The organism is Cupriavidus sp. FW306-01-F10A, from assembly GCF_058782785.1.
In genome coordinates, this window is sequence record NZ_JBYSYA010000022.1 from 62,157 (window position 1) to 84,767 (window position 22,611).

The 22,611-nt window shown below is 66.8% G+C and carries 18 protein-coding genes and 4 pseudogenes; 12 read left to right on the forward strand and 10 right to left on the reverse strand.

Features of this window, described 5'->3' with window-relative positions; genetic code table 11:
- Positions 1–64: 64 nt before the first annotated feature.
- Both AC3WLF_RS25165 and AC3WLF_RS25170 read left to right on the forward strand, forming a co-directional pair.
- Positions 65–3,472: a bifunctional diguanylate cyclase/phosphodiesterase gene (locus AC3WLF_RS25165; RefSeq protein WP_492357041.1), complete on the forward strand. Its 3,408-nt coding sequence runs from the start codon at positions 65–67 to the stop codon at positions 3,470–3,472.
- A gap of 53 nt (positions 3,473–3,525) precedes the next feature.
- Entirely contained in the window at positions 3,526–4,317 is a 792-nt protein-coding gene (locus tag AC3WLF_RS25170) for a glycine-rich domain-containing protein (RefSeq protein WP_492358976.1), read from the forward strand.
- Positions 4,318–4,444: 127 nt separating this feature from the next.
- Here AC3WLF_RS25170 and AC3WLF_RS25175 read toward each other — a convergent pair whose 3' ends face one another.
- Complete coding sequence (locus tag AC3WLF_RS25175) at positions 4,445–4,741, reverse strand: hypothetical protein (protein WP_492321011.1); 297 nt, start codon at positions 4,739–4,741, stop codon at positions 4,445–4,447.
- Positions 4,742–4,941: 200 nt separating this feature from the next.
- Here AC3WLF_RS25175 and AC3WLF_RS25180 point away from each other — a divergent pair, with 200 nt between their 5' ends.
- The gene (locus tag AC3WLF_RS25180; RefSeq protein ID WP_492358977.1) at positions 4,942–8,445 is read left to right on the forward strand and encodes a pyruvate carboxylase; all 3,504 of its coding nucleotides are present in this window, start codon (positions 4,942–4,944) and stop codon (positions 8,443–8,445) included.
- A gap of 85 nt (positions 8,446–8,530) precedes the next feature.
- Here the strand turns inward: AC3WLF_RS25180 and AC3WLF_RS25185 are convergent, their stop codons facing one another.
- Positions 8,531–8,878 carry a hypothetical protein gene (locus tag AC3WLF_RS25185; protein ID WP_010808933.1) on the reverse strand — a complete coding sequence of 116 codons (348 nt, stop codon included), beginning with the start codon at positions 8,876–8,878 and terminating at the stop codon, positions 8,531–8,533.
- 295 nt (positions 8,879–9,173) lie between these two features.
- Between AC3WLF_RS25185 and AC3WLF_RS25190 the strand changes: the two genes are divergently transcribed.
- Positions 9,174–10,904 (forward strand): SulP family inorganic anion transporter, encoded by a 1,731-nt coding sequence (locus AC3WLF_RS25190; RefSeq protein ID WP_492321013.1) that lies wholly within the window; start codon positions 9,174–9,176, stop codon positions 10,902–10,904.
- 36 nt (positions 10,905–10,940) lie between these two features.
- Here the strand turns inward: AC3WLF_RS25190 and AC3WLF_RS25195 are convergent, their stop codons facing one another.
- Positions 10,941–11,552 (reverse strand): tripartite tricarboxylate transporter substrate-binding protein, encoded by a 612-nt coding sequence (locus tag AC3WLF_RS25195; RefSeq protein ID WP_492358978.1) that lies wholly within the window; start codon positions 11,550–11,552, stop codon positions 10,941–10,943.
- Positions 11,553–11,554: 2 nt separating this feature from the next.
- Here AC3WLF_RS25195 and AC3WLF_RS25200 point away from each other — a divergent pair.
- From AC3WLF_RS25200 to AC3WLF_RS25220, 5 genes and pseudogenes are all read left to right on the forward strand, one after another.
- Positions 11,555–12,062 (forward strand): annotated as a pseudogene (locus tag AC3WLF_RS25200) (zinc-binding dehydrogenase); the annotation flags it as partial.
- A gap of 38 nt (positions 12,063–12,100) precedes the next feature.
- Positions 12,101–12,521: pseudogene (locus AC3WLF_RS25205) on the forward strand (TauD/TfdA dioxygenase family protein); the annotation flags it as partial.
- A gap of 10 nt (positions 12,522–12,531) precedes the next feature.
- Positions 12,532–12,813 (forward strand): annotated as a pseudogene (locus AC3WLF_RS25210) (phosphotransferase family protein); the annotation flags it as partial.
- A 193-nt stretch (positions 12,814–13,006) separates the two neighbouring features.
- Positions 13,007–13,261 carry a hypothetical protein gene (locus AC3WLF_RS25215; protein WP_010808930.1) on the forward strand — a complete coding sequence of 85 codons (255 nt, stop codon included), beginning with the start codon at positions 13,007–13,009 and terminating at the stop codon, positions 13,259–13,261.
- Between the two features lie 83 nt (positions 13,262–13,344).
- On the forward strand, positions 13,345–13,746 hold the full coding sequence (locus tag AC3WLF_RS25220) for a hypothetical protein (RefSeq protein ID WP_492321015.1): 402 nt from the start codon (positions 13,345–13,347) through the stop codon (positions 13,744–13,746).
- Here the strand turns inward: AC3WLF_RS25220 and ppk2 are convergent, their stop codons facing one another.
- Positions 13,747–14,631 (reverse strand): polyphosphate kinase 2, encoded by an 885-nt coding sequence (ppk2, locus tag AC3WLF_RS25225; protein WP_492321016.1) that lies wholly within the window; start codon positions 14,629–14,631, stop codon positions 13,747–13,749.
- A 340-nt stretch (positions 14,632–14,971) separates the two neighbouring features.
- Between ppk2 and AC3WLF_RS25230 the strand changes: the two genes are divergently transcribed.
- From AC3WLF_RS25230 to AC3WLF_RS25240, 3 genes are read left to right on the forward strand one after another with little or no spacing between them, the layout of a single operon-like run.
- Positions 14,972–16,378 (forward strand): DUF3300 domain-containing protein, encoded by a 1,407-nt coding sequence (locus tag AC3WLF_RS25230; protein WP_492358979.1) that lies wholly within the window; start codon positions 14,972–14,974, stop codon positions 16,376–16,378.
- 20 nt (positions 16,379–16,398) lie between these two features.
- Complete coding sequence (locus AC3WLF_RS25235) at positions 16,399–17,316, forward strand: DUF2950 domain-containing protein (protein ID WP_492358980.1); 918 nt, start codon at positions 16,399–16,401, stop codon at positions 17,314–17,316.
- A complete protein-coding gene (locus AC3WLF_RS25240; protein WP_018315177.1) occupies positions 17,313–17,681 on the forward strand; it encodes a hypothetical protein in 369 nt (122 codons plus the stop codon). Before AC3WLF_RS25235 ends, AC3WLF_RS25240 begins: the two co-directional genes overlap by 4 nt.
- 48 nt (positions 17,682–17,729) lie before the next feature.
- Here the strand turns inward: AC3WLF_RS25240 and AC3WLF_RS25245 are convergent.
- The 6 genes and pseudogenes from AC3WLF_RS25245 to AC3WLF_RS25270 all read right to left on the reverse strand — a co-directional run.
- Positions 17,730–17,972, reverse strand: a pseudogene (locus AC3WLF_RS25245) (DUF255 domain-containing protein); the annotation flags it as partial.
- 79 nt (positions 17,973–18,051) lie between these two features.
- Complete coding sequence (locus AC3WLF_RS25250; protein ID WP_492358981.1) at positions 18,052–18,345, reverse strand: hypothetical protein; 294 nt, start codon at positions 18,343–18,345, stop codon at positions 18,052–18,054.
- Positions 18,346–18,745: 400 nt separating this feature from the next.
- Positions 18,746–19,033 carry a GYD domain-containing protein gene (locus tag AC3WLF_RS25255; RefSeq protein ID WP_492321031.1) on the reverse strand — a complete coding sequence of 96 codons (288 nt, stop codon included), beginning with the start codon at positions 19,031–19,033 and terminating at the stop codon, positions 18,746–18,748.
- 111 nt (positions 19,034–19,144) lie between these two features.
- On the reverse strand, positions 19,145–20,173 hold the full coding sequence (locus tag AC3WLF_RS25260; RefSeq protein WP_492321032.1) for a TGS domain-containing protein: 1,029 nt from the start codon (positions 20,171–20,173) through the stop codon (positions 19,145–19,147).
- 87 nt (positions 20,174–20,260) lie between these two features.
- The gene (locus tag AC3WLF_RS25265) at positions 20,261–21,658 is read right to left on the reverse strand and encodes an MFS transporter (RefSeq protein ID WP_492351824.1); all 1,398 of its coding nucleotides are present in this window, start codon (positions 21,656–21,658) and stop codon (positions 20,261–20,263) included.
- A complete protein-coding gene (locus AC3WLF_RS25270) occupies positions 21,655–22,449 on the reverse strand; it encodes a hypothetical protein (protein WP_492358982.1) in 795 nt (264 codons plus the stop codon). The genes AC3WLF_RS25265 and AC3WLF_RS25270 overlap by 4 nt, the downstream gene beginning before the upstream one ends.
- Positions 22,450–22,611: the final 162 nt, after the last annotated feature.

Here is a 22,611-nt window from a genome sequence, read left to right on the forward strand (position 1 = left end):
AATAGAAACCCCAGCCAATAAGTGCACTATTAGCATCAGTCGTTGGTGACGGACGTTCGGCCGCATGGTTGCCATCGACATCCGGGGGGAAACAATCTTGCGCCAGACGCTTGCGCGCGCGCTGCGCCCGCTTGGACGGCTTGGGTCGCGCACCATCACCGCGGGCACCTTGCTGCTTGGCTTGATGACGACGGCTGTCGTCTATGCGTTCTGCACCGACCTGCTTGAGAAGGACGTCCGCCTGCGTTTTGAGAACGATACCGGCGACGTGATCCAGCAGATCGATACACGGATCCGCCTCTATACCGATGTACTGGTGACCATGCAGGCGCTGTTCGGCGCCAGCGACCATGTCTCGCGCGGCGAGTTTCGCGATTTCGTCAGCGGCTTGAACCTGCCGCAGCGCTATCCCGGTTTCCAGACGCTGAACTACGCGCCCTACGTGCCGGCGGCCGAGATCGACGCCTTTGTCGCCCGGCAGCGCAGCGATCCGATCCTGCGCGAGGCGGGCGTGACGTTCAACGTCCGCCCTCCCGGCCAGCGGCCGGGGCATTTCGTGCTGACCTATGTCGAACCGCTCGCCCTCAACCTGGCGTCGATCGGCATCGACATGGGCGCCGAGCCACGCCGCCTGGCCGCGCTGGAACGCGCGCGCGATACCGGGCAGTCAGTCAGCAGCGGGCGCCTGATCTTCAGCGAGGCAAAGAACCCGCATGTGGGCATCGCCCTGCGCCTGCCGGTGTACCGCAAGGTGCCCGAGCTGGATTCCGTGGAAGCGCGCCGGCGCGCCTATGTCGGCTCGGTTGGCGCGGGGATCCGGGTGGATGACCTGCTGAAGGACCTGGTCAGCAATGAGAACCTGCGCCGGATCCGGTTCCGCGTGCATGATGCCGGAGACTTCGCGCAGGCTGCGGTTCCGCCTTCCGCAGCCAACCTGCTCTATGACAGCGTGACCGGCCTGGCGGCCAGGGAACGCAGCCGGGTTGCCGGCGGCAGCGCCGTCCACGCCAGTGCCGCGCATGGCGCGACAGTACTGGCGGACGGCCAGGCGGCCCCGGGCCAGCATGACCTGGCCAAGAGCGTGGTGCGGAATTTCGGCGGACGGCGCTGGGTGATTGCATTTGCTGCCGATGCCAAGGCCATCAGTGGTCCGCAGCGCTACCTGCCGGGGCTGGTGGTGATTTCCGGCGCGATCATCAGCGTGCTGCTGGGGTGGCTGGCCTACGCGTTGTCGAGTTCGCGCGCTCGCGCCGTGGCCGTGGCCGACCAGATGACGCACAGCCTGCGCGACAGCCAGGCCGCGCTTGCCGAGGCACAGCAGATTGCCCACCTGGGCGACTGGCGCATCGACCTGGACCAGGACAGCGCGCACTTTTCCCAGGAGATGGCGCGCCTGCTAGGCTTGCGCGGCGACAAGCCGACTCCGGAAGCGCTGTTCCAGGCGATCGACGCCGGCCATCGCGCCGTGCTGCGGGAAAGGATGCGGACAGCCCTGCAGGATCGCCAGCCGTTCGAGTTCGAGTGCCCCTACCGGTCGCGGCGCGGACGCCGGGGCTGGCTGCACCTGATCGGCCACGCGCATGGGGCGGCGGACAGCGCCGTGCTGCGGGGCACCGCGCAGGACATCAGCCAGCGCAGGTCCGCCGAGCAGGCCAGGACGCAGGAACACCAGATTGCCCTGCACCTGGCCACCGCCACCAGCGAGATCGAGGTGCTGGAGGAGATCGTCCACACGCTGCTCGAAGGCATGGACTGGGAGGCCGGTGCCTTCTGGCCTGGCGATGACAGCCAGGGGCTGAAGCTGCCGCCGGTCTACCTGGCCCGCGTCAAGACGCTGCAGCCCTGGCTCGCCGAGCGCCCCGCATTGCCGGCCGGCGCCGTGGTCTTGCAGGCGCCGCAATGGTATGCAAGCCGGAGCGCGATGGCCCGGCATCCGCAAGCCAGGTGGCTCGACGCCGGCGGCATCCGGACGGTGTTCGCCTTCCCGCTGAGCCGGGGCCACGTGACGCTCGGCGTGGTCGAACTTTATTCCCGCAGCAAGCGCAGCCCCGATACGCATGCGCTCGCGATGGCGAGCGGCATTGCCAATCAGACCGGGCATTTCCTGTTGCGGCGCCAGGCCGAGGAAAACCTGCGCTTCATCGCCAATCACGATGCGCTTACCGGGCTGCCCAACCGCCTCATGTTCAAGGCCGAGTTCGAGCAGGCGCTGACCCGTGCCCGCGCCAGCGGCCAGGCCCTGCATGTCATTTTCGTGGACCTGGACGAATTCAAGGTCGTGAACGACACCATCGGCCACAACGCCGGCGACATCGTGCTGCGCGAGATGGCCGACCGCTTGCGCGGCAGCCTGGAGGAGGTGGAGCTGATCACCCGCTTCGGCGGCGATGAATTCGTCGTGCTGCTGGACCCCAAGGGAGATTCGACGATCCTGGACCGGACCATCGCCCGGATCCAGGCTGCGCTCGCGCCAGGCTTCGTCGTCAACGAGTCGGAACTGCGCATGACGGCAAGCATCGGCATCAGCTCCTTCCCCGAGGACGGCAGCGACTGGCAGACCCTGCTCAAGCATGCCGACCTGGCCATGTACGGTGCCAAGCAGCTCGGCAAGAACGGCTACCAGTTCTACTGCCGGGGCATGAGCGCGTCGCTGCAGCGGCGCATCGACATGGAGTCGCACCTGCACCGCGCGCTCGAGCAGGACGAATTCATCCTCTACTACCAGCCGCGCATTGCGCTCGCGTCGGGGGCGTGCACGGCGGTCGAGGCACTGATCCGCTGGCGCCACCCGGAACTCGGCCTGGTCATGCCCGGAGATTTCATTCCCTTCGCGGAGCAGAGCGGCGCCATTGTCGAGATCGGTGCCTGGGCCCTGCGCGAAGCGTGCCGGCAGAATGCCGCATGGCGCGCGCAGGGACTGCCGCCGGTGCGTGTTTCAGTCAATCTTTCGGCACGGCAGTTCGCCGACAAGTCGCTCAGGCTGACCATCATCGATGCCCTGCGGCAAGCCGGGCTGCCCGGCAACCTGCTGGAGCTTGAACTCACCGAGAGCATGGTCATGCGCGATGCCGAACAGGCGTCCAGCTGGCTCTCGCGCCTGAAGCGCACCGGTGTCCGGCTGGCAATCGACGACTTCGGCACCGGCTACTCCTCGCTCGCGTACCTGAGCCGCTTCCCGATCGATACGGTCAAGATCGACGGCAGCTTCGTCCGCTACATACCGGAAAGCCGCAGCGACACGCAGATTACCAGCGCGGTGATCGGCCTTGGCCACCGGCTTGGCCTCGAAGTGGTCGCCGAAGGCGTGGAGAACGAGGTGCAACTCGAATTCCTGCGCCGCGAAGGCTGCGACGAAGTGCAGGGCTACTACTTCAGCCATCCGCTGCCGCCAGCGAAGATCACTGCCTTCCTGGCCAGCCGCATGGAGAACGGTCCCGCTCTCGAGCATGGACCGCAACCGATGCGCGCCTGACTGCCCGTCAGTCCGGTGCGTGCTTAAGCAGTCCAATAACAGGGAGCTAGATCATGCAGGACCGTACTATTGAAATCATGTGGCAGGCCATCGACGCCCTGGACTTTTCCAGGATGAAGGCCAAGCTGCTGCATCAGAAGCATGCGCATTGGTCGCCGGAATCGCTGGAGCAGGCGGAGAGCGGCTATCGGCAATTCCTCAAGTTGGCGGCGAAGCATCCGGACGCGCCAGCCGTCCCCAGCGAGCAGGTGGATGCCTTCTGGCATGCCCACATCCTGGACACCAGGCGCTATGCCAGCGATTGCGTGCGCATCTTCGGCTATGTCCTTCACCACGACCCCTACGTTGGCATCGACGGTCCGGAAGACGAGGCCCGCCTCCTGCAAATGGCCGCTGCGAGCGATGCGCTGAGCATGCGCGAATTCGGCAGCCCGCTGACGTCTGCCGCATATTGCGCCCGGGCGGCGGCCGACGAGGCCGCGTACTGCGCACGCATGGCCAAGGCGGAAGAGGCCGCGTACTGCGCACGCATCGCCAGGACCGAGGAGCCGGCATACTGCGCACGCATGGGCAAGGCGGAAGAGGCCGCGTACTGTGCACGCATCGCCAGGACGGAGGAGCCGGCATACTGCGCACGCATGGCCAAGGCGGAAGAGGCCGCGTACTGTGCGCGCATCGCCAGGACGGACGAGCCCGCGTACTGCGCGCGCATGGCCAGGGCGGAAGAGCCCGCGTATTGCGCACGCATCGCCAGGACGGAAGAACCGGCGTACTGTGCCCGCCTTGCCACGGCCGGCGCCCCCGCATACTGCGCACTGGCGGCGCCCCAGGCCGCTGCCTGCTGAAGGCCTGCATTCGTGGCCGGGCGGGCGTCGTCAGCCTGGCCACGTTGCCCACGCCGGCACTCCCGGTTGCCGCGCGCCACAGGTGCTGCATCGCGCATTGGCCGCGGCATCCATGAAATGAAAAATTTCATTTCTGAAATTCGTTAGGCCGGCCTCGGAAGAAAATCCTCCGCCAAATCAATGGGATGGTGCCTGAACCGGCCGTGGCCCGGTTCTTGCGGCAGCAGGACGGGACGGGCGCGTATTTCATCGTGCCTGCAAACCTGCCGTCGCCCTGCATCGCGCTGCGTCGTGGGCAGGCGAACCTGGTCTTGATGAGGAAGGCACCACGATGTACTACGGAAGAATCGGAGCCCGCGCGCACAGCCGCGAGCTTGCCGGGGACGGCGATCAGCCACTTGCCGGCCAGAACCGAAGCGAGCATGGCGATCGGAACCAGCCATTGCCAAAGCGTGCCAACTGGGCGTGGGCCGCTGCATCGGCGCACTATGACTGGATGGACTCGCACGCCCCATTTGCCCAATACGACTAGCAGCCCGGGCAAGCCTTGCGCCCGTGCTGCATCCCCGATCACCTGACCCTGCCGCGGCGGTTGCGCGCGGCTGGTTCGCTTCCCTGCATCCCATGGACTACGCCCCTATCCGCTCCCTGCTGATTGCCAACCGTTCCGAGATCGCGATCCGCGTGATGCGCGCGGCCGCCGAGATGAACGTGCGCACGGTGGCAATCTATTCGAAGGAAGACCGCCTCGCGCTCCATCGCTTCAAGGCCGATGAGAGCTACCTGGTCGGCGAGGGCAAGAAGCCGCTGGCGGCTTACCTCGACATCGACGATATCCTGCGCATTGCCAGGCAGGCGAAGGTCGATGCCATTCATCCGGGCTATGGCTTCCTTTCAGAGAACCCGGACTTCGCGCAGGCCGTGATCGACGCGGGTATCCGCTGGATCGGCCCGTCGCCCGAGGTCATGCGCAAGCTTGGCAACAAGGTGGCGGCGCGCAACGCGGCAATCGACGCGGGCGTGCCGGTGATGCCGGCAACCGATCCGCTGCCGCATGACCTGGAAACGTGCAAACGCCTGGCTGCCGGCATCGGCTATCCGCTGATGCTCAAGGCAAGCTGGGGCGGTGGCGGCCGCGGCATGCGGGTCCTGGAAAGCGAGCAGGACCTTGAGGGGGCGCTGGCCGCGGCGCGGCGCGAGGCGCTGGCTGCGTTCGGCAACGACGAGGTGTATGTCGAGAAGCTGGTGCGCAACGCGCGCCATGTCGAAGTGCAGGTGCTCGGCGACACGCACGGCAACCTCGTGCATCTCTATGAGCGCGACTGTACCGTGCAGCGGCGCAACCAGAAGGTGGTGGAGCGGGCGCCCGCGCCATACCTCGACGATGCCGGCCGGGCCGCGCTGTGCGAATCGGCCCTGCGGCTGATGCGCGCAGTCGGCTACACCCATGCCGGTACGGTCGAGTTCCTGATGGATGCCGACTCCGGCCAGTTCTACTTCATCGAGGTCAATCCGCGCATCCAGGTCGAACACACGGTCACGGAGATGGTCACCGGGATCGATATCGTCAAGGCGCAGATCCGCGTGACCGAAGGCGGCCATATCGGCATGACCGAGAACACGCGCAATGAAAACGGCGAGATCGTCGTGCGCGCCGCGGGCGTGCCGGTGCAGGAAGCGATTTCGCTCAACGGTCATGCGCTGCAATGCCGGATCACCACCGAGGACCCGGAGAACGGTTTCCTGCCGGACTATGGCCGCCTCACCGCCTACCGCAGCGCGGCCGGCTTCGGCGTGCGCCTGGACGCCGGCACCGCCTACGGCGGCGCGGTGATCACGCCGTACTACGATTCGCTGCTGGTCAAGGTCACCACCTGGGCGCCGACCGCGCCCGAATCGATCCGGCGCATGGACCGTGCGCTGCGCGAGTTCCGCATCCGCGGCGTCGCGTCCAACCTGCAGTTCCTCGAGAACGTCATCAACCATCCCGCGTTCCGGTCCGGCGACGTCACCACGCGCTTTATCGACCTGACGCCGGAACTGCTGGCGTTCACCAAGCGCCTGGATCGCGCCACCAAGCTGCTGCGCTACCTGGGCGAGGTCAGCGTCAACGGGCACCCGGAGATGAGCGGCCGCACGCTGCCATCGCTGCCGCTGCCCGCACCGGTCCTGCCCGCCTTCGACACCAGCGGCGCGCTGCCCTACGGTACGCGCGACCGGCTGCGCGAGCTGGGCGCGGAGAAGTTCTCGCGCTGGATGCTGGAGCAGAAGCAGGTGCTGCTGACCGACACCACCATGCGCGACGCGCACCAGTCGCTGTTCGCCACGCGCATGCGCACCGCCGACATGCTGCCGATCGCGGCGTTCTATGCGCGCGAACTGTCGCAGCTGTTCTCGCTGGAGTGCTGGGGTGGCGCCACCTTCGACGTGGCGCTGCGCTTCCTCAAGGAAGACCCGTGGCAGCGCCTTGAGCAACTGCGCGAGCGCGTTCCCAACGTGCTGTTCCAGATGCTGCTGCGCGGCTCCAACGCGGTCGGCTACACCAATTATGCGGACAACGTGGTGCGCTTCTTCGTGCGCCAGGCGGCCAGTGCCGGCGTGGATGTGTTCCGCGTGTTCGATTCGCTGAACTGGGTGCGCAACATGCGCGTGGCGATCGATGCCGTCGGCGAGAGCGGCGCGCTGTGCGAGGGCGCGATCTGCTATACCGGCGACCTGTTCGACAAGTCGCGTGCCAAGTACGACCTGAAGTATTACGTCGGCATCGCGCGCGAGCTGAAGCAGGCCGGCGTGCATGTGCTGGGCATCAAGGACATGGCCGGCATCTGCCGTCCGCAGGCCGCGGCGGCACTGGTCAGGGCGCTCAAGGAAGAGACCGGGCTGCCGGTCCATTTCCATACCCACGACACCAGCGGCATCTCGGCCGCTTCGGCGCTGGCCGCGATCGAGGCCGGCTGCGATGCGGTCGACGGCGCGCTCGACGCCATGAGCGGGCTGACCTCGCAACCCAACCTGTCGAGCATCGCCGCGGCCCTGGCCGGCAGCGAGCGCGATCCCGGCCTCAGCCTGGAGCGCCTGCACGAAGCGTCGATGTACTGGGAAGGGGTGCGCCGCTACTACGCGCCGTTCGAATCCGAAATCCGCGCCGGCACCGCCGACGTGTACCGCCACGAGATGCCCGGCGGCCAGTACACCAACCTGCGCGAGCAGGCGCGCTCGCTCGGCATCGAGCATCGCTGGACCGAGGTGTCGCGCGCCTATGCCGAGGTCAACCAGATGTTCGGCGACATCGTCAAGGTGACGCCGACGTCCAAGGTGGTCGGCGACCTGGCACTGATGATGGTGGCCAACGACCTGAGCGCCGCCGATGTGTGCGATCCCGCCAAGGAAACCGCCTTCCCTGAATCGGTGGTGTCGCTGTTCAAGGGCGAGCTGGGCTTTCCGCCCGACGGCTTCCCCGCGGAACTGTCGCGCAAGGTGCTGCGCGGCGAGCCGCCGGTGCCATACCGGCCCGGCGACCAGATCCCGCCGGTCGACCTCGACGCGGCGCGCGCCGCGGCCGAAGCGGCGTGCGAGCAGCCGCTCGACGACCGCCAGCTGGCTTCGTACCTGATGTATCCGAAGCAGGCCGGCGAGTACCACGCGCATGTGCGCAACTACAGCGACACCTCGGTGGTACCCACGCCGGCATACCTGTACGGCCTGCAGCCGCAGGAAGAAGTGGCGATCGACATCGCCGCCGGCAAGACCCTGCTGGTCTCGCTGCAAGGCACGCACCCCGATGCCGAAGAGGGTGTCATCAAGGTCCAGTTCGAGCTGAACGGGCAGTCGCGCACCACGCTGGTCGAGCAGCGCAGCCCCACGCAAGCGGCGGCAGCGCGCCATAGCCGTCCGGTTGCCGAGCCCGACAACCCGCTGCATGTGGCCGCGCCTATGCCCGGCTCGATCGTGACGGTGGCGGTGCAGCCGGGGCAGCGCGTGGCCGCGGGCACGACGCTGCTGGCGCTGGAGGCGATGAAGATGGAAACCCATATCGCGGCGGAGCGGGACTGCGAAATCGCCGCAGTCCATGTTCAGCAGGGGGATCGCGTGGCGGCGAAGGATCTGCTGATCGAACTGAAGGGCTGACGTTGGCCGGCAGGGCGCAGGCTCCGATTCGCATCCTGCAGCGAACCGTCCGCCACTTCCACCACGCCGTTCAGACAGATCCCGGCTAGGTGCAATTGTCGCGGTACGCCTGCTGCAGTTGCTTGCGCGTCTTGTCGCGTTCGATCTTGGGGATGGTCCGGCCCTGCGCGTTCTGCGTGCCCGGGGCGGAATGGTACGAACGCCTTTTTGATGTGGCGTTGTACTGCTCCTTCAGCTCCTCGCACTTCGCGCGTGCGGCCTCTTCGGGATCCTGGGTGGCGGCCGACGGGGGGCGATAGGGATTGGTCCCGCCCTGAACGGCATCCGATATGGCGCTCGCGGCACCCTCGGTCGATGCGCGCTGCGCCAGCGCCGCCGAGGCGCAGCCCAGTGCCACCAGGCCGGCTACCAGGCATCTCTTGGATATCGGCATCGTTCTCTCCCCGGTGATGGATAAACGGGGCATGCCCGCCAGACAACCATCATATGTGCCCGTCGCGGGATTGTCAGAAACTGATGGTTGTCGACAGCGCGGAGACCTGCGCAGGCAGCATGGCAGCACGAGGAGGTGTTGCGATGCAGCATCGGAGCGGCTCGCGGGGGCCTCGGCCTGGCGCCGCCAGCGCAATCCAAAATCCTTTTTTTCTTTGCTTCGACGCACATTTGTCGAAGCGCGACCTCCTATAGTCGATGCATACTCCTTGCCTGCCCAGGGCAGAACTCGACCCATGCAGCCCCAGAACCTGACCCCTGCCGCGCAGCGCGAAGTCGACAAGGCACCCGGATGGTTGCGCTGGCTCCCGGGACTGCTGGTGTTGAAGAACTATCAGCCGGCCTGGCTGCCGAAAGACCTCGCCGCCGGTCTGGTGCTCACGACCATGCTGGTGCCGGTCGGCATCGCCTACGCCGAGGCTTCCGGCGTGCCCGGTGTCTACGGGCTCTACGCCACCATGGTCCCGCTGCTGGTGTATGCCCTGCTTGGCCCGAGCCGGATCCTCGTGCTGGGGCCGGATTCGGCGCTGGCGGCGCCAATCCTGGCGGTGGTGTTGCAGGTCTCCGGCGGCGATCCGGGGCGCGCGGTCATGGTGGCCAGCATGATGGCGATCGTGTCGGGCGTGGTCTGCATCGTGATGGGGCTGTTGCGGCTGGGATTCATTACCGAATTGCTGTCCAAGCCGATCCGCTACGGCTATATGAACGGGATCGCGCTCACGGTGCTGGTCAGCCAGTTGCCCAAGCTGTTCGCCATCTCGATCGAAGACGCCGGCCCGCTGCGGGAGATGGTCAGCCTCGGCCAGGCGATCCTGGCCGGCGAGACCAACTGGTACAGCTTTGCGGTCGGCGCGGGCAGCCTGGTGCTGATCCTGTTGCTGAAGCGCTTCGAGCGCGTGCCCGGCATCCTGATTGCCGTGATCGTCGCGACGCTGGCCGTCAGCATGTTCGATCTCGACCAGCACGGGGTGAAAGTGCTGGGCAAGACCCCGCAAGGGCTGCCGGGCTTTGTCGTACCCTGGGTCAGTGGCGCGGACCTGGTTGCGATCCTGCTGGGAAGCATTGCTGTCGCGCTGATCTCGTTCGCCGATACCAGCGTGCTGTCGCGCACCTTTGCCGCGCGCACCAACACCCGCGTCGACCCGAACCAGGAGATGGTCGGCCTGGGCGCCGCCAACCTGGCTGCGGGATTCTTCCAGGGCTTTCCGATCAGCAGCAGCGCATCGCGCACGCCGGTGGCCGAAGCCGCGGGCGCGAAGACCCAGCTCACCGGTGTGGTCGGCGCGCTGGCCGTGGCGGTGCTGCTGATGTTCGCGCCCAACCTGCTGCAGTACCTGCCCAACAGCGCGCTGGCTGCGGTCGTGATCGCAGCGGCGATCGGCCTGTTCGAGTTCGCGGACCTGAAGCGCATCTACCGCATCCAGCAGTGGGAGTTCTGGCTGTCGATGGTCTGCTTTGCCGCGGTCGCCGTGTTCGGGGCGATCCCGGGGATCATCCTGGCGGTGGTCCTTGCAGTGATCGAATTCCTGTGGGACGGCTGGCGGCCGCACTATGCCGTGCTCGGCCGTGTCGAGGGCCTGCGCGGCTACCACGACACCAAGCGCTACCCGGATGCCGAGCGCATCGACGGGCTGCTGCTGTTCCGCTGGGATGCGCCGCTGTTCTTCGCCAATGCCGAGCTGTTCCAGGCGCGCCTGATGGAAGCGATCGACGAATCGCCGACACCCGTGCGCAGGGTGGTGGTGGCGGCCGAACCGGTGACCAGCGTCGACGTCACCTCGGCCGACATGCTGCGTGAACTGAGCGGCATCCTGCGCGAGCGCGGCATCGCGCTGCATTTTGCCGAGATGAAGGACCCGGTGCGCGACAAGCTCAAGCGCTTCGAGCTGATGGAGGCGATTGGCGACAAGAACTTCCACCCCACGGTGGGCAGTGCGGTGGATGATTACGTCGGCAAGCCAGCCTGAACCGTTACGGTCCAGGCTGGTTGCGCCGCGCGCCGGCTACTCCAGCCGGAACCCGGTCTGCTTGATGGCGAGCGCCCATTTCTTCAGCTCTGCCGCCATGAACGTCGCAAGCTGGTCCGGAGAACTCTGGCTGGCTGGCTCATAGCCCTTGCTGGCAAGCTGCTGGCGCACACCTGGCGCATTCAGCGCCTTGTCGATTTCCTTGCTCAGCAGCGCAACGATCTCCCTGGGCGTGCCGGCAGGCGCGACCAGGCCATACCATTCGCTGGCCTCGATGCCCGGAAAGCCTGCTTCCGCCATGGTCGGCACATCGGGGAACAACGGCAGCCGCTGCTTGCCGGCCACGGCGATGCCCTTGAGCTGGCCGCCCTTGACGAACGGCATCACCGCCGGCACGCCGTGGAACATCATGTGGATATGGCCGCCCACCATGTCGGTCAGCGCCTGGGGTCCGCCCTTGTACGGCGCGTGCACGACGTTGATATGCGCGGTTTCCTTGAACACCTCGCTGATCAGGTTCTGCTGGGTGCCCGGGCCGGGCGAGGCATAGCTGAGCTTGCCGGGCTCCGCCTTGGCCCGTGCCACCAGTTCCTTGACCGAGCCGCCCACGGACGGGTTGACCACCAGCATGTACGGCGAGCTTGCCATCAGCCCCGCTGATGGGCGCCAGGCCCGTGATCGCGTCCTCGCGCTCGGCGGCCAAGCTGGACAAGATCAGCCAGTTCGGCGTGGATGTCGGCATCGATGCCTCGCGGGACGACCAGGTCGAGGCGGTCTTGCAGGCCACCGACAACAAGGGCGTCGACATCATCATCGATACCGTCGGCGGCCCGGTGTTCGAGGCCAACATGAAGAGCCTCGCGGTCAAGGGCCGCCTGGTGAATATCGCGCGGCTGGGCTCGGCGACCGCCCAGATCGACCTGGCGCAGCTCTGGCTCAAGCGCCTGCAGCTGATCGGCGTGATCTTCCGCACCCGCACGGAACAGGAGCGGCTGGAATGCATCCAGGCCTGCGCGTGCGACATGCTGCCCTTTTTTGCGCGCGGGCCGCGTGCGGCTGCCGATCGACCGGACCTTTGCCATGACCGACATCGACGCCGCGCATGCGTACATGAAGCAAGACCAGCACGTCGGCAAGATCGTGTTGCTGGTCGACTGATTCCACAGAGAAGCGATAGATAAGAGGAGACATGATGAATGACAATCCAGATCAAGCCGCTGAGCGGCTCCGTGGCCGCAGCCGTGACCGGTGTCGACCTGAACCAGCCGCTCGACGATGCCAGCTTCGAGATCCTGCACCGGGCATTCCTGGAGCATGGCGTGCTGGTGTTCCGCGGCCAGCAGCTACAGCCGGCTGCACAGGTCGCGTTCGCCCGGCGCTGGGGCAAGCCGGTGCAGGGCAACCCGCTGCTCAGGGGCCTGACCGAGTTCCCGGAACTGGCTCAGGTCACCAGGATCCCGAAGGAAACCGCCTCGACCGAGGCCTGGCATTCCGACTCGATCTATACCGAGGTGCCGCCGAAGATCTCGATCCTGTCGGCGGTCACCATCCCCACCGGCGGTGACACCATGTGGTGCAACCAGTACGTCTCGTACGACCGCCTGTCGCCGGCGATCCCACCGAGCCCCGCGTCATCGGCGTGCTCGACCTGCAGGCGCTGGGCATTCCCGACGAGGCAACCTACCTGCGCTGGTACGGCGAGACCAACGGCACGCACGCGCTCGAGCACTGGGACTTTTACCTTGCCTACAACTTCTTCCGGCTCGCGGCGATCATGCACGGCATCGGGCAGCGTGCCAGGAGCGGCAACGCCGCCGCGGCAGATGCCGTGGAGACAGGCAGGAAGGCGGTGCCGCTGGCCGAACTGGGGTGGCAATTCGCGATGCGCTACCGCGCGGCAGGGCGCTAGCGTCGGCGCGGTCCGGCGCCAGCCGGATCGAATCCGCCGCAGGTGACGGAATCTGCCCTGGACTCCTTATCGGGAATCAAAGTTTGCCTTCCGATCCGGCCTGGCTTAAAGATAGGAAGGGGAGATGGGTCCGCGGATTCATGGCCGCATCGGAACCGGGCTGTCTGGCATCCCGAGACTTCAGGAGACGTCAATGAGTGTGCTGATGCTTGTGAATATCGATACGGCGACAACCGACGAGGAAATCCAGGAGTTCATCGGTCGCTACGGCTTCCCGGCCTGCGATGAGATCGAACGCGTTCCGGGAGACGGCACCCGCCCGGCGGTGTCGCTGCATTTCAATTCGGTCGATGGGGCCGCGCTGCGGCTGCTGCAGCCGCGCATCAACCACCTGTTCTGGAAGCAGCGCAAGGTGGACGCGATGGTGCTGACCGAGCGCTTCGAATAGGCCGCTGCCGCGGCTGGCGGGCATGTGGGTCCGGTGCTTCCGCGCTTGCCCGATTGGGGGCGTGCCATGGCGGAGGAGGCAAGATGAGCAGGCGATACACGATCCTGCACGCGCTGGCATGCAGTGCCGCAATGCTGGCGGGTGCAATGTCGGCGGGGCCGGCCGTTGCCTATTTTGACCACTACCTGGGCGGCACCATCGTCGGCACGCTTACCCAGGACCAGCTCACGGCGTTGACGGCTGTCTTCCGCAGGACCCTGGAGCAGGGCGCCGACGGCGCCCGCATGACGTTCAGGCTGCCGCCCGACACGCGCGAGCGGCAGGTCGAAGGTTCCTTCACGCCATTGCAGTCCCGGCGCGACCACGGCGACCGCTGCCGGCAACTGCGCAGTGAATTCCGCCGGGCCGGCGAAACCGAAGCCTGGACCGGGTGGTACTGCAAGGAGAAGGACGGCAACTGGAGGTCGCGCAAGCTGCCGAAGTAGCTAGTACCGCTCTTCGACGTACCGATAGGGATAGTCGGGCTCCCGGTATCCACCCGCCTTCTGCCTGGCAGGCAGCTTGACTGGCTTGCGTTCGATCGCCTGGTACGGGATCTGTGCCAGCAGGTGCGTGATGATGTTCAGGCGCGCCCGGCGCTTGTCATTGGAATTGGCCACATGCCATGGGGCATAGTCGGTATCGGATGCGGCAAACATGGCGTCGCGCGCGCGTGAATAGTCGTACCAGCGGCTGTACGAACGCAAGTCCATGTCAGTGAGCTTCCAGAGCTTGCGGCCGTCCTTGATGCGTCCCTGCAGGCGGCGGGTCTGCTCCTCCGGGCTGACCTCGAGCCAGTACTTGATCAGGATGATGCCGGAATGCACGATGGCGCGTTCGACCAGTGGGACGGCGCGCAGAAACTCGTCGGCCTGCGCTTCGGAGCAGAATCCCATCACGCGTTCGACGCCGGCGCGGTTGTACCAGCTCCGGTCGAAGATGACGATTTCTCCCGCGGCGGGCAGGTGCGGCAGGTAGCGCTGCACGTACATCTGGCTCTTTTCGCGGTCGGTCGGAGCGGGCAGGGCGATCACGCGGAAAATGCGCGGGCTGACGCGTTCCGTGATGGCCTTGATGGCGCCGCCCTTGCCGGCACCGTCGCGCCCTTCGAACACCACGCAGACCTTGCTGCCGCTGGCCTGCACCCATTGCTGAAGTTTGACCAGCTCGACATGAAGGGTGAAGAGCGCCTTCTGGTATTCCTTCTCCGACATGCGCTCGCGCTGCTGCTGGTCCGGATTTTCATCGAGGCGTTCAGCCGGGCCTGGTTCGCGCGGCGGCTCCGCCTGGCTCCCGTTGTCGCCGTGGCGCTTCCCTTTTCGCTTGGCCATGATCTTCCTCCACTGACGTACCGGTGCCTTGAGGGTCCGGTCATGCACCTTCAAACCTGGGCGTACCGCTTGCATGCGCGCTGGCGGCTCGTTTCTACGATAGGAACAAAATCGGGGGAAATCCTCATGCCGGTCCGTTTTCCTGTCGCAACCCTTGCCGGGCGGCGACCGGAATTCGGTTGAATTTCAATGTCTTCCGTACTACCTTCGTAGCGCGTATGGAGCAATATCCGCTCCGTATGCCGGCTGGCAATGGCGCGCGGCTGGAGAACATCCTCCAGCCCGGCGCGCTGCCCCAGTACGCCTCGGATGGTTCCGTCACCGGCTGCGAGGAGGGAACATGGCCTTTCTGGTCAGGCGGCTGCTCAGGTCCGGCTGCGCATGGCTGTTGGTCGCGCTGGTGGCGGGAGCGGGCGGCGCCGCTGCCCAAGACTTACAGAACCCGCCACCCACCTTCAAGCCCGAAGAGCTAGAGGCGCTGGTCGCACCGATCGCGCTCTATCCCGATTCCGTGTTGTCGCAGGTGCTGATGGCCTCCACCTATCCGCTGGAGATCGTGCACGCGGCACGCTGGGTCAAGGCCAATCCCAAGGTCAAGGGCGACGCCGCGGTCAAGGCCGTGGCCGACCAGCCCTGGGATGTCAGCGTGAAGTCGCTGGTGGCCTTCCCGCAGGTGCTTGAGCCGATGAACGACAAGCTCGACTGGACGCAGAAGCTGGGCGATGCCTTCCTGGCCCAGGAGAAAGACGTGCTGGCCGCGGTCCAGCGGCTGCGCAACAAGGCCCAGCAATCCGGCAACCTCAAGACCACCGAACAGCAGAAGGTCATTGTCGAGCCCGCGACCACGGCGGCGCCGGGCGTGCAGACCGTGGTGCGCATCGAACCGGCCGACCCGCAGGTCATCTACGTCCCGGCCTACAACCCCACCGTGGTCTACGGTTCCTGGGGTTATCCGTCCTACCCGCCGTACTACTGGCCGCCTTATCCCGCCTACTACCCGGGCGCCGCGCTGGCCACGGGCTTTGCCTGGGGCATCGGGCTGGCCGCCGCCGGGGCGATCTTCGGCAACTGCAACTGGGGCGGCGGCGACGTGAACATCAATGTCAACCGGGCCACCAATATCGACCGCAACTTCGACCGCACCAAGGTACAGGCGGGCGGGCGCTGGCAGCACGACGCCAGTCACCGCCAGGGCGTGGCCTACCGCGACAATGCTACCCGCGAGAAATTCTCGCGCGATGTGCCAGGCGGGGACCGGCGCAATGAGTTCCGCGGCCGCGAGGGCGGTGCCGGCGTGTCCGACCGCGCGGCGCGCGACCGGGCAGGCGGGCAGGACCGGCCGGGTGCCGGGGATCGGGCCGGAGACCGGGCGGGAGACCGGGTCGGTGATCGCGCTGGCGAACGGGGCGGTGATCGGGCCGGGGTCTCTGACCGGGCCGGAGTCTCCGATCGAGGCGGCGTATCTGACCGGGCCGGTGCATCGGACCGCGCGGGGGCCGCCGACCGGTCGCGGGGCGGCGGTGAACGGGCCACCACCGTAGCCGACCGCGGCGGCGGTGGCGGGCGGGACAACGCCTTCCAGGGCGTGGGCGGCGGCGCGGCGTCGCAGCGCGACTTTGATCGCGGACGCGCCAGCATGCAATCGGCCGGAGGCCGCGCAGGCGGCGGCTTCAGCGGCGGCGGGGGCCGTGGTGGCGGCGGCTTCGGCGGCGGCCGTGGCGGTGGCGGACGCGGTGGCAGGCGCTAGCGGACCAGGGAGTCTCGATCATGACGTCACCACTAAGCCTTGCCCGATCCCTGCCTGGCCGCCCGGCCTGCGCGGTGGCGCTTGCGCTCGCGCTGACCGTTGCCGGCATGCACGCCGCGCACGCGCAGAAGCCCTTCAAAACCCCCGAGGCCGCCATGAACGCCTTTGGCGAGGCAGTCGCCGCCAGCGACGACGATGCCATGAAGGTGCTGCTGGGCGCCAAATTCCACGACCTGATCCCGCCAGTCGGCGCCGACATCCGCTACCGCTTTCTCGAGGCCTGGCGGATCTCGCATGCGGTCAAGCCAGAGGGCGACAGCCATGCCCGCATCGCCGTAGGCAATGACGGCTGGACCCTGCCAGTGCCGCTGGTGAAGACATCGAAGGGCTGGCAGTTCGATACGCGTGCCGGGGTCGATGAGATGCGCATACGCCGCATCGGCCGCAATGAACTCTCGGTGATCCAGACCATGCTGGCGATCTACGACGCCCAGCGCGAATACGCCCGGACCGACCACGACGGTGACGGCCTGCTGGCCTACGCAGGCAAGCTTGCGAGTACGCCGGGCAAGCAGGACGGGCTGTACTGGCCGACATCGGATGGCGCACCGCCCAGCCCGCTCGGGGCCGCATTCCTGACGGCCGGCAAGCGCAATCCGGGGCAGGGCGGCTATTACGGCTATCACTACAAGCTGCTGACGGCCCAGGGCCCCAACGCACCCGGCGGCGCGTACAACTATGTCGTCAGTGGCAAGCTGTTCGGCGGCTTCGCCGTGCTGGCCTGGCCGGTGCGGTATGGCGATACCGGCGTGAAGAGCTTCATGGTCAGCCACGATGGCCAGGTCTATGAACGCGACCTGGGCACCGACAGCGCCGGCAAGGCCGCGGCGACCAAGACCTTCGATCCCGGCCCTGGCTGGAGCAAGGTGACGCCATGAAGCATGGGCTCGGGCTCCTGGCGGGCGTTGCCGTGTTCGCCGCAGTGCCGGTGCTGACGGCATGCTATCCCTACCCTTACCCCGCCGAGGTGGTCCCGACCACCTACCCGGGGCTGCAGCCCAGCCGCTACGACCGCGCCTTTGCCGCGGCCGCCGGCGCCATGCGCGACCAGGGCGTGGCGATCAGCACCGAGGATGCCGTGGCCGGCACGGTGGAAGGAACCCGCAACAACCTGCCGGTGAGGGCCAGCGTGCGCCGCCAGGCCGACGGCACGGTGCGGGTGCAGTTCGACGGCACCGACCCGTCGGATCCGCGTCTGCTGGAGCGCATCTCGCGCAGCTACGACGCGCGCATGGGCCGCTGAGGTCTGGGGGATCTTCTGGTAAATGTCGTCGAGGTCGGGTCGCTCCTACCGGTCGACCTTGATGCTGATGGACCGTTCGTTCATCAGGCCGGCGATCCGGGGATTCTCGAACGATTCGTGCGCCATGACGTGGCACCAGTGGCAGGTGGCGTAGCCAATCGAAAGCAGAACCGGCTTGTCGTCGTCGCGCGCGCGGCGAAACGCCTGTTCGCACCAGGAATACCAGTCGACAGGATTCTCCGCGTGTTGCCGGAGGTAAGGCGAGGTTTCTGTGGCGAGCCGGTTTGTCATCATGGTCTCCAGCCTGGGCCGGGGGGACAACTGTGGGGCAGAACAGGGTGCCCGGCAAGCGCGTGGCTGGTTTCCGGCATCAGGCCACCCCAACCCCTTGTGACCAGTGCTGGTATCGCCAGGTAAAGCCATCGCGCGGTGGCATGGTGCCGGGCGGCACCCCGCCGCCACGATAGGCGAAGGTGTACAGCACCAGCGCCGTGCGCCGCGAAGAATACCGGTCCCGCAGGGGCATGGCCTCCCTTGCGGGCCACCAGCGCGGTGCAAGCAGCGCGCCGCTGACATAGGCCAGGCCGCAGTGCCCCCAGCCGGCGGCAGACAGCTGCCACAGCCAGCGGTAGCCGGCGTTCGGAGGGCGTGAGCGGGCGCGCATGCGACTCCTTGTTTCAGTTCGGATCAGGTACGGCTCTGATCCGATCCGTCCACTTTTGCATTACCCGATCGCTCGATGGCGGCGCACGCGAGGCGAGTGGTCAACATCGCCCCATGCCACCAATAAAAAGAGCACCTTCTGCAGGTGCCCAGCGCTTCAATCGGGGTGCGTCCGAACCGGGTCAGCAACTTATGATCCGGTCCGGACTTGCAGGCATATGTCGCCTGCACGATCACGCTTCATCTGGCAGATCAGCCAGGAAACATGATCGTTTCGCCGACCTACCTTCGCTTTACTCAAGCGTGTCTCAGTCAGCACTTTCAGTATAGGGCAGCCGACGGTCAGGTCAACCTGAATCTGGCTGCGCCGCCGCGTGCGCGGCCTGGTCCGTCGATCGGCGCTACAGGGCCGCGATGAACTCGTCCCACGGCGTTGCTTGCAGCGTCTCGGTCGCGGCGTGTCCATAGCCGCGGATAATCAACGCCGCACGCTCGAGCTGCTTCAGGTCGTCCGTCTCGACAATGTCCACCACGTCAAAGCGCCCGAGTGTCAGATAGCTGTCCTTCCAGGTGACGGCAGGGCATTCGGCCTTGATTTTCTCGGCCACCGTGGCGGCGAGCTGCTTCATGTCCCTGGGATCCGTGAACGCATCAGGAGCGAGACGGCTGAGGATGACGTATGTAGTCATGGCATACCTCCGTGCAAGAAATTGCTCCACAAACCGGCACGGCAGTCATGCGGGAACAACCGGCCGCAGGTCTTTCAGTCTATGCCATCGGCGCTCGCGCCATGGCTTTGGTCAGCCATGCGCCTGCGAATGCAGTTCCACCACGTCATGATCGGCTACCGGATGATCGGCGCCCACCTGCTGGCCGCTGAACTTGCCACTGCCCCAGATGCGGGCGAACTTGAATGTACGCGCGAGATCGGGGTGCACGCGCAAGGCGACATCGAGCACGGTGTCGCCGCGGCGCATCGTAAAAGGCCGACGCTGGTCGACGGGTTTCCCGGGTGCCTTGGTGTAGACACGCACGATCCCCAGGGCCTTGAAAAGGAACGGACCGACCGCGGCCAGTCCGCGCCCGTCGGTTGCCGAGGTTGCGAGCGCCGGAAAGCGTACACCGAGCAGGTCTTCGAGCACGGCCGCGTCTTCCGGGTTGGCGAGATCAGTCTTGTTGGCCAGCAGCAGCGCGGGGAGGTGAACACTGAACGGGTCAGCCACCGGTTCCGCCGTCGTCCCAGGGCTGTCGGCCTGACCCGGCCAGCGCTCCGACAGGATGATCTTCGCCTCGGCGAGCCGCCGCAGAATCAATGCCAACTGTTCTGTACAGTCTGGCGCGCTCAGGTCGACCACCAGCAGTACGCCGTCTGTCGCGCGCAATATGTCAGTGAGCCCGGGTTGCATGAAGTCGACGGATACCGGTGGCAGATCCACCAGCTGAAAAGCAATGTCGTCGAGCGGCAACATGGCGGGGACCGGCACCTGCGTAGAGTGGGGGTAGGGCCCGGCCCCGCTGCCCGATCCTGTCAGCCTCGCGTGCAGGCTGGATTTTCCCGCGCCGGGCGGGCCGATCAGGCAGAGCTGGGCCGCGCCTTCGGGATGCACCGCATGTGCCGGCCCTCTGTGCGCGCCCTTCCCGTGGCCCGCAGATGCCTGGGTGAGTTCCCTGATCCGCGACTTGATATCGGCCTGCAGATGCTCCGTCCCTTTGTGTTTCGGGATGACACGGAGCATTTCCTTCAGGCATTCGAGCTGCTCGCGCGGCTGGCGTGCCTGCCGATAGGCTTGTTCGGCCTGCTTGTACTCTGGGGTGAGGTTTGCTGGCATGGGCTGTCGCCAGAGTTTCAGCGTCCGGAAGCCGAAAGGGCGATCCAATCGCCAAAGGGCAGTTTCATTAGCCTATCATCCGCGCTGCTAATGGCAAGCAGGGCTGGCAGTGGCGGCGCCGTACCCGGTCTCGAGCCTGACCATGCGCTCGGCGCGCAAGGCAGTCCGCCGGCCCCGCACGGTGTTGACCCCGCACAGCAGGCCCAGCCCGACCACGAAGTAGCTGCCGGTGACCAGCAGCGCCTGCCGGTGATCGCCGCCCGTCAGCCAGCTTGCCATGCCATAGGTCAGCGGCCCGGCGATCGAGGCCAGCTTGACCGCCAGGCCCCACAGACCGAAGAACTCGGCCGCGCGCGAGGGCGGGGCCAGCAGCCCCACCATGGCCCGTCCCGCGGACTGGGCGGCGCCCAGGCACAGGCCGGCCACGTTGGCGGCAAGCCAGAACAGCGGCGCTTCGCGCGCGGCGTGCGCCAGCAGGATGGTCAGGATCCAGCCCAGCAGCGTCAGGGCAATGGCGCGCACGTGTCCGATGCGGTCCTGCACCGGGCCGAACAGGAAGGCGCCGGCCGCCGCCGTCAGGTTGACCACCAGCACCAGGATCAGGGTCTGCTGCATGGTGAAGCCCATGGCCTGGTTGGCGTAGATTGCGGTCAGCGTGATCACCGCCTGGATGCCGGCCTGGTAGAACAGGGTGCACAGCAGGAAGCGGCGCAGGTCCCTGAACTGGCGCAGCTGGCCCAGGCGTTGCCATACCCTGGCCCAGGCCGTGCCGCGGACCGGTTCGCCAGCCGGCGCGGACGCAGCGATCCGTGGCGCGCCGCGGTCGCGCAGCAGCAGGAAGGTCGGCAGGCTCGCCAGGGCAAAGATGGCCGCCGTGATCAGCATGGTGACGGGAACGAACTGGCTGGCGACGTGGCCGCGTGCGCTGGCCCAGTTGACATAGAGCAGGCATGCGCCCAGCGTGACCAGGCCACCGATATAGCCAAGGCTCCAGCCCCATCCCGATACCCTGCCCAGGGCGCGGGAGGTGGAGAGCGACGGCAGGAAGGCCGCGATCAGGTTTTCGCCGCTGCCGAAGAAGAAGTTGGACAGGACCACGCACAGGATGGCCAGGCCAAGGGTGCCGGGCTGCGCAAAATAGAGCAGGGCGGTGAACACCACGCAACCCGCCGTCGTCACCGCAAGCAGCGGCTTCTTGGCTGCGCGCAGGTCGGCGTAGGCACCGACCAGCGGCGCGCTGAGCACCACCAGCGCATAGGAGAGCGAAAGCGCCGCGGTCCACGCCAGCGTGGCCCAGGGCGCATTGCCGGCCACCACGGCGACGAAATAGGCATTGAACAGCGCGGTGATGACCACCGTGGTGTAGCCGGAGTTGGCAAAGTCGTACATGGCCCATGCCCACACTTCGCGCGGCCGTACATCGACGCCCAGGGCAGAGGGCATGCGGGGCGCGCGAGCGTGGCTACCCGGTTGGGGCACGGTCATGTTCCTTCCTCCACGATGCGGCGCCGCTTCAGCCGAAGCAGGACGCCATAGACGGCCAGTGCCGCGAACACGTGCTTGAGCGTGTGCCCGCTGACCAGCCCGGTGAGCGCGGCGACCTGGTGGTCCAGCACATCGCAAGCCAGGGCCAGCACATAGCAGCCGGTGATGGCCAGCACCTCCCGGTCGCCAGTGTAGCGCGGCGCATAGAGGCAGAGCAGCAGCGGCACCACCAGCATGGCCCATGCCTGAACCAGCAGGTAAGGACGCAGGTCGCCGATGCCGCGGGTTTCGCTCCAGGCCCAGTAGCCGACGCTGGCCGGCCCCGCAATCAGCAGCAGCGGCAGCAGCCGCAAGCCGGCCCTGAGGCTGACCCGCTCGCACACATTGGCGCCCAGCCAGCACATCAGCGCGAACGCAAGCGGGGCCCTGTCCCATACCAGCCGCTGGTTGTCCGGTGCAAGGTGGTAATAGGCGGAGCCCAGGCCCACCAGGAAGACGGCGAAGAAAAGCAGCCGGTAAGGCCAGGCCTCCGCTGGCGCGATAAAGGCGCGGCTGGCGGCCGTGGTGCCCAGATAGCGCAGGCCGGCCGCGCCCGCGAGCAGGAACAGCAGATTGGAGCCGATGTCGAGGCAGTGGGGCGCGCCGAAGCAGACGTAAGGGTCGGCATAACGATGGTATTGCGGCGGCTGCGCGAGGCGCGGCAGCAGCCAGGCCGCCGTGGCCATGGCCGCCACCAGCAGCCAGACTGCGGCGGCCCTGGCGGCAGGGCGGGCTTGTCGGCAGGCGCGCATGATGGCTTCCTTCCGCTGGTGGGCGGCCCTGTGACCGCCGCGTACTACCAAGTTTCGACAATTGTGCGTGGCTTTGCCAATTCTTTAGCCGTGACTGTGCATTGTTCCGGCATTGGAACACTGTGTTTGCTTCTGGCAGGCTTCCGCAAATCTGAAGGGCTG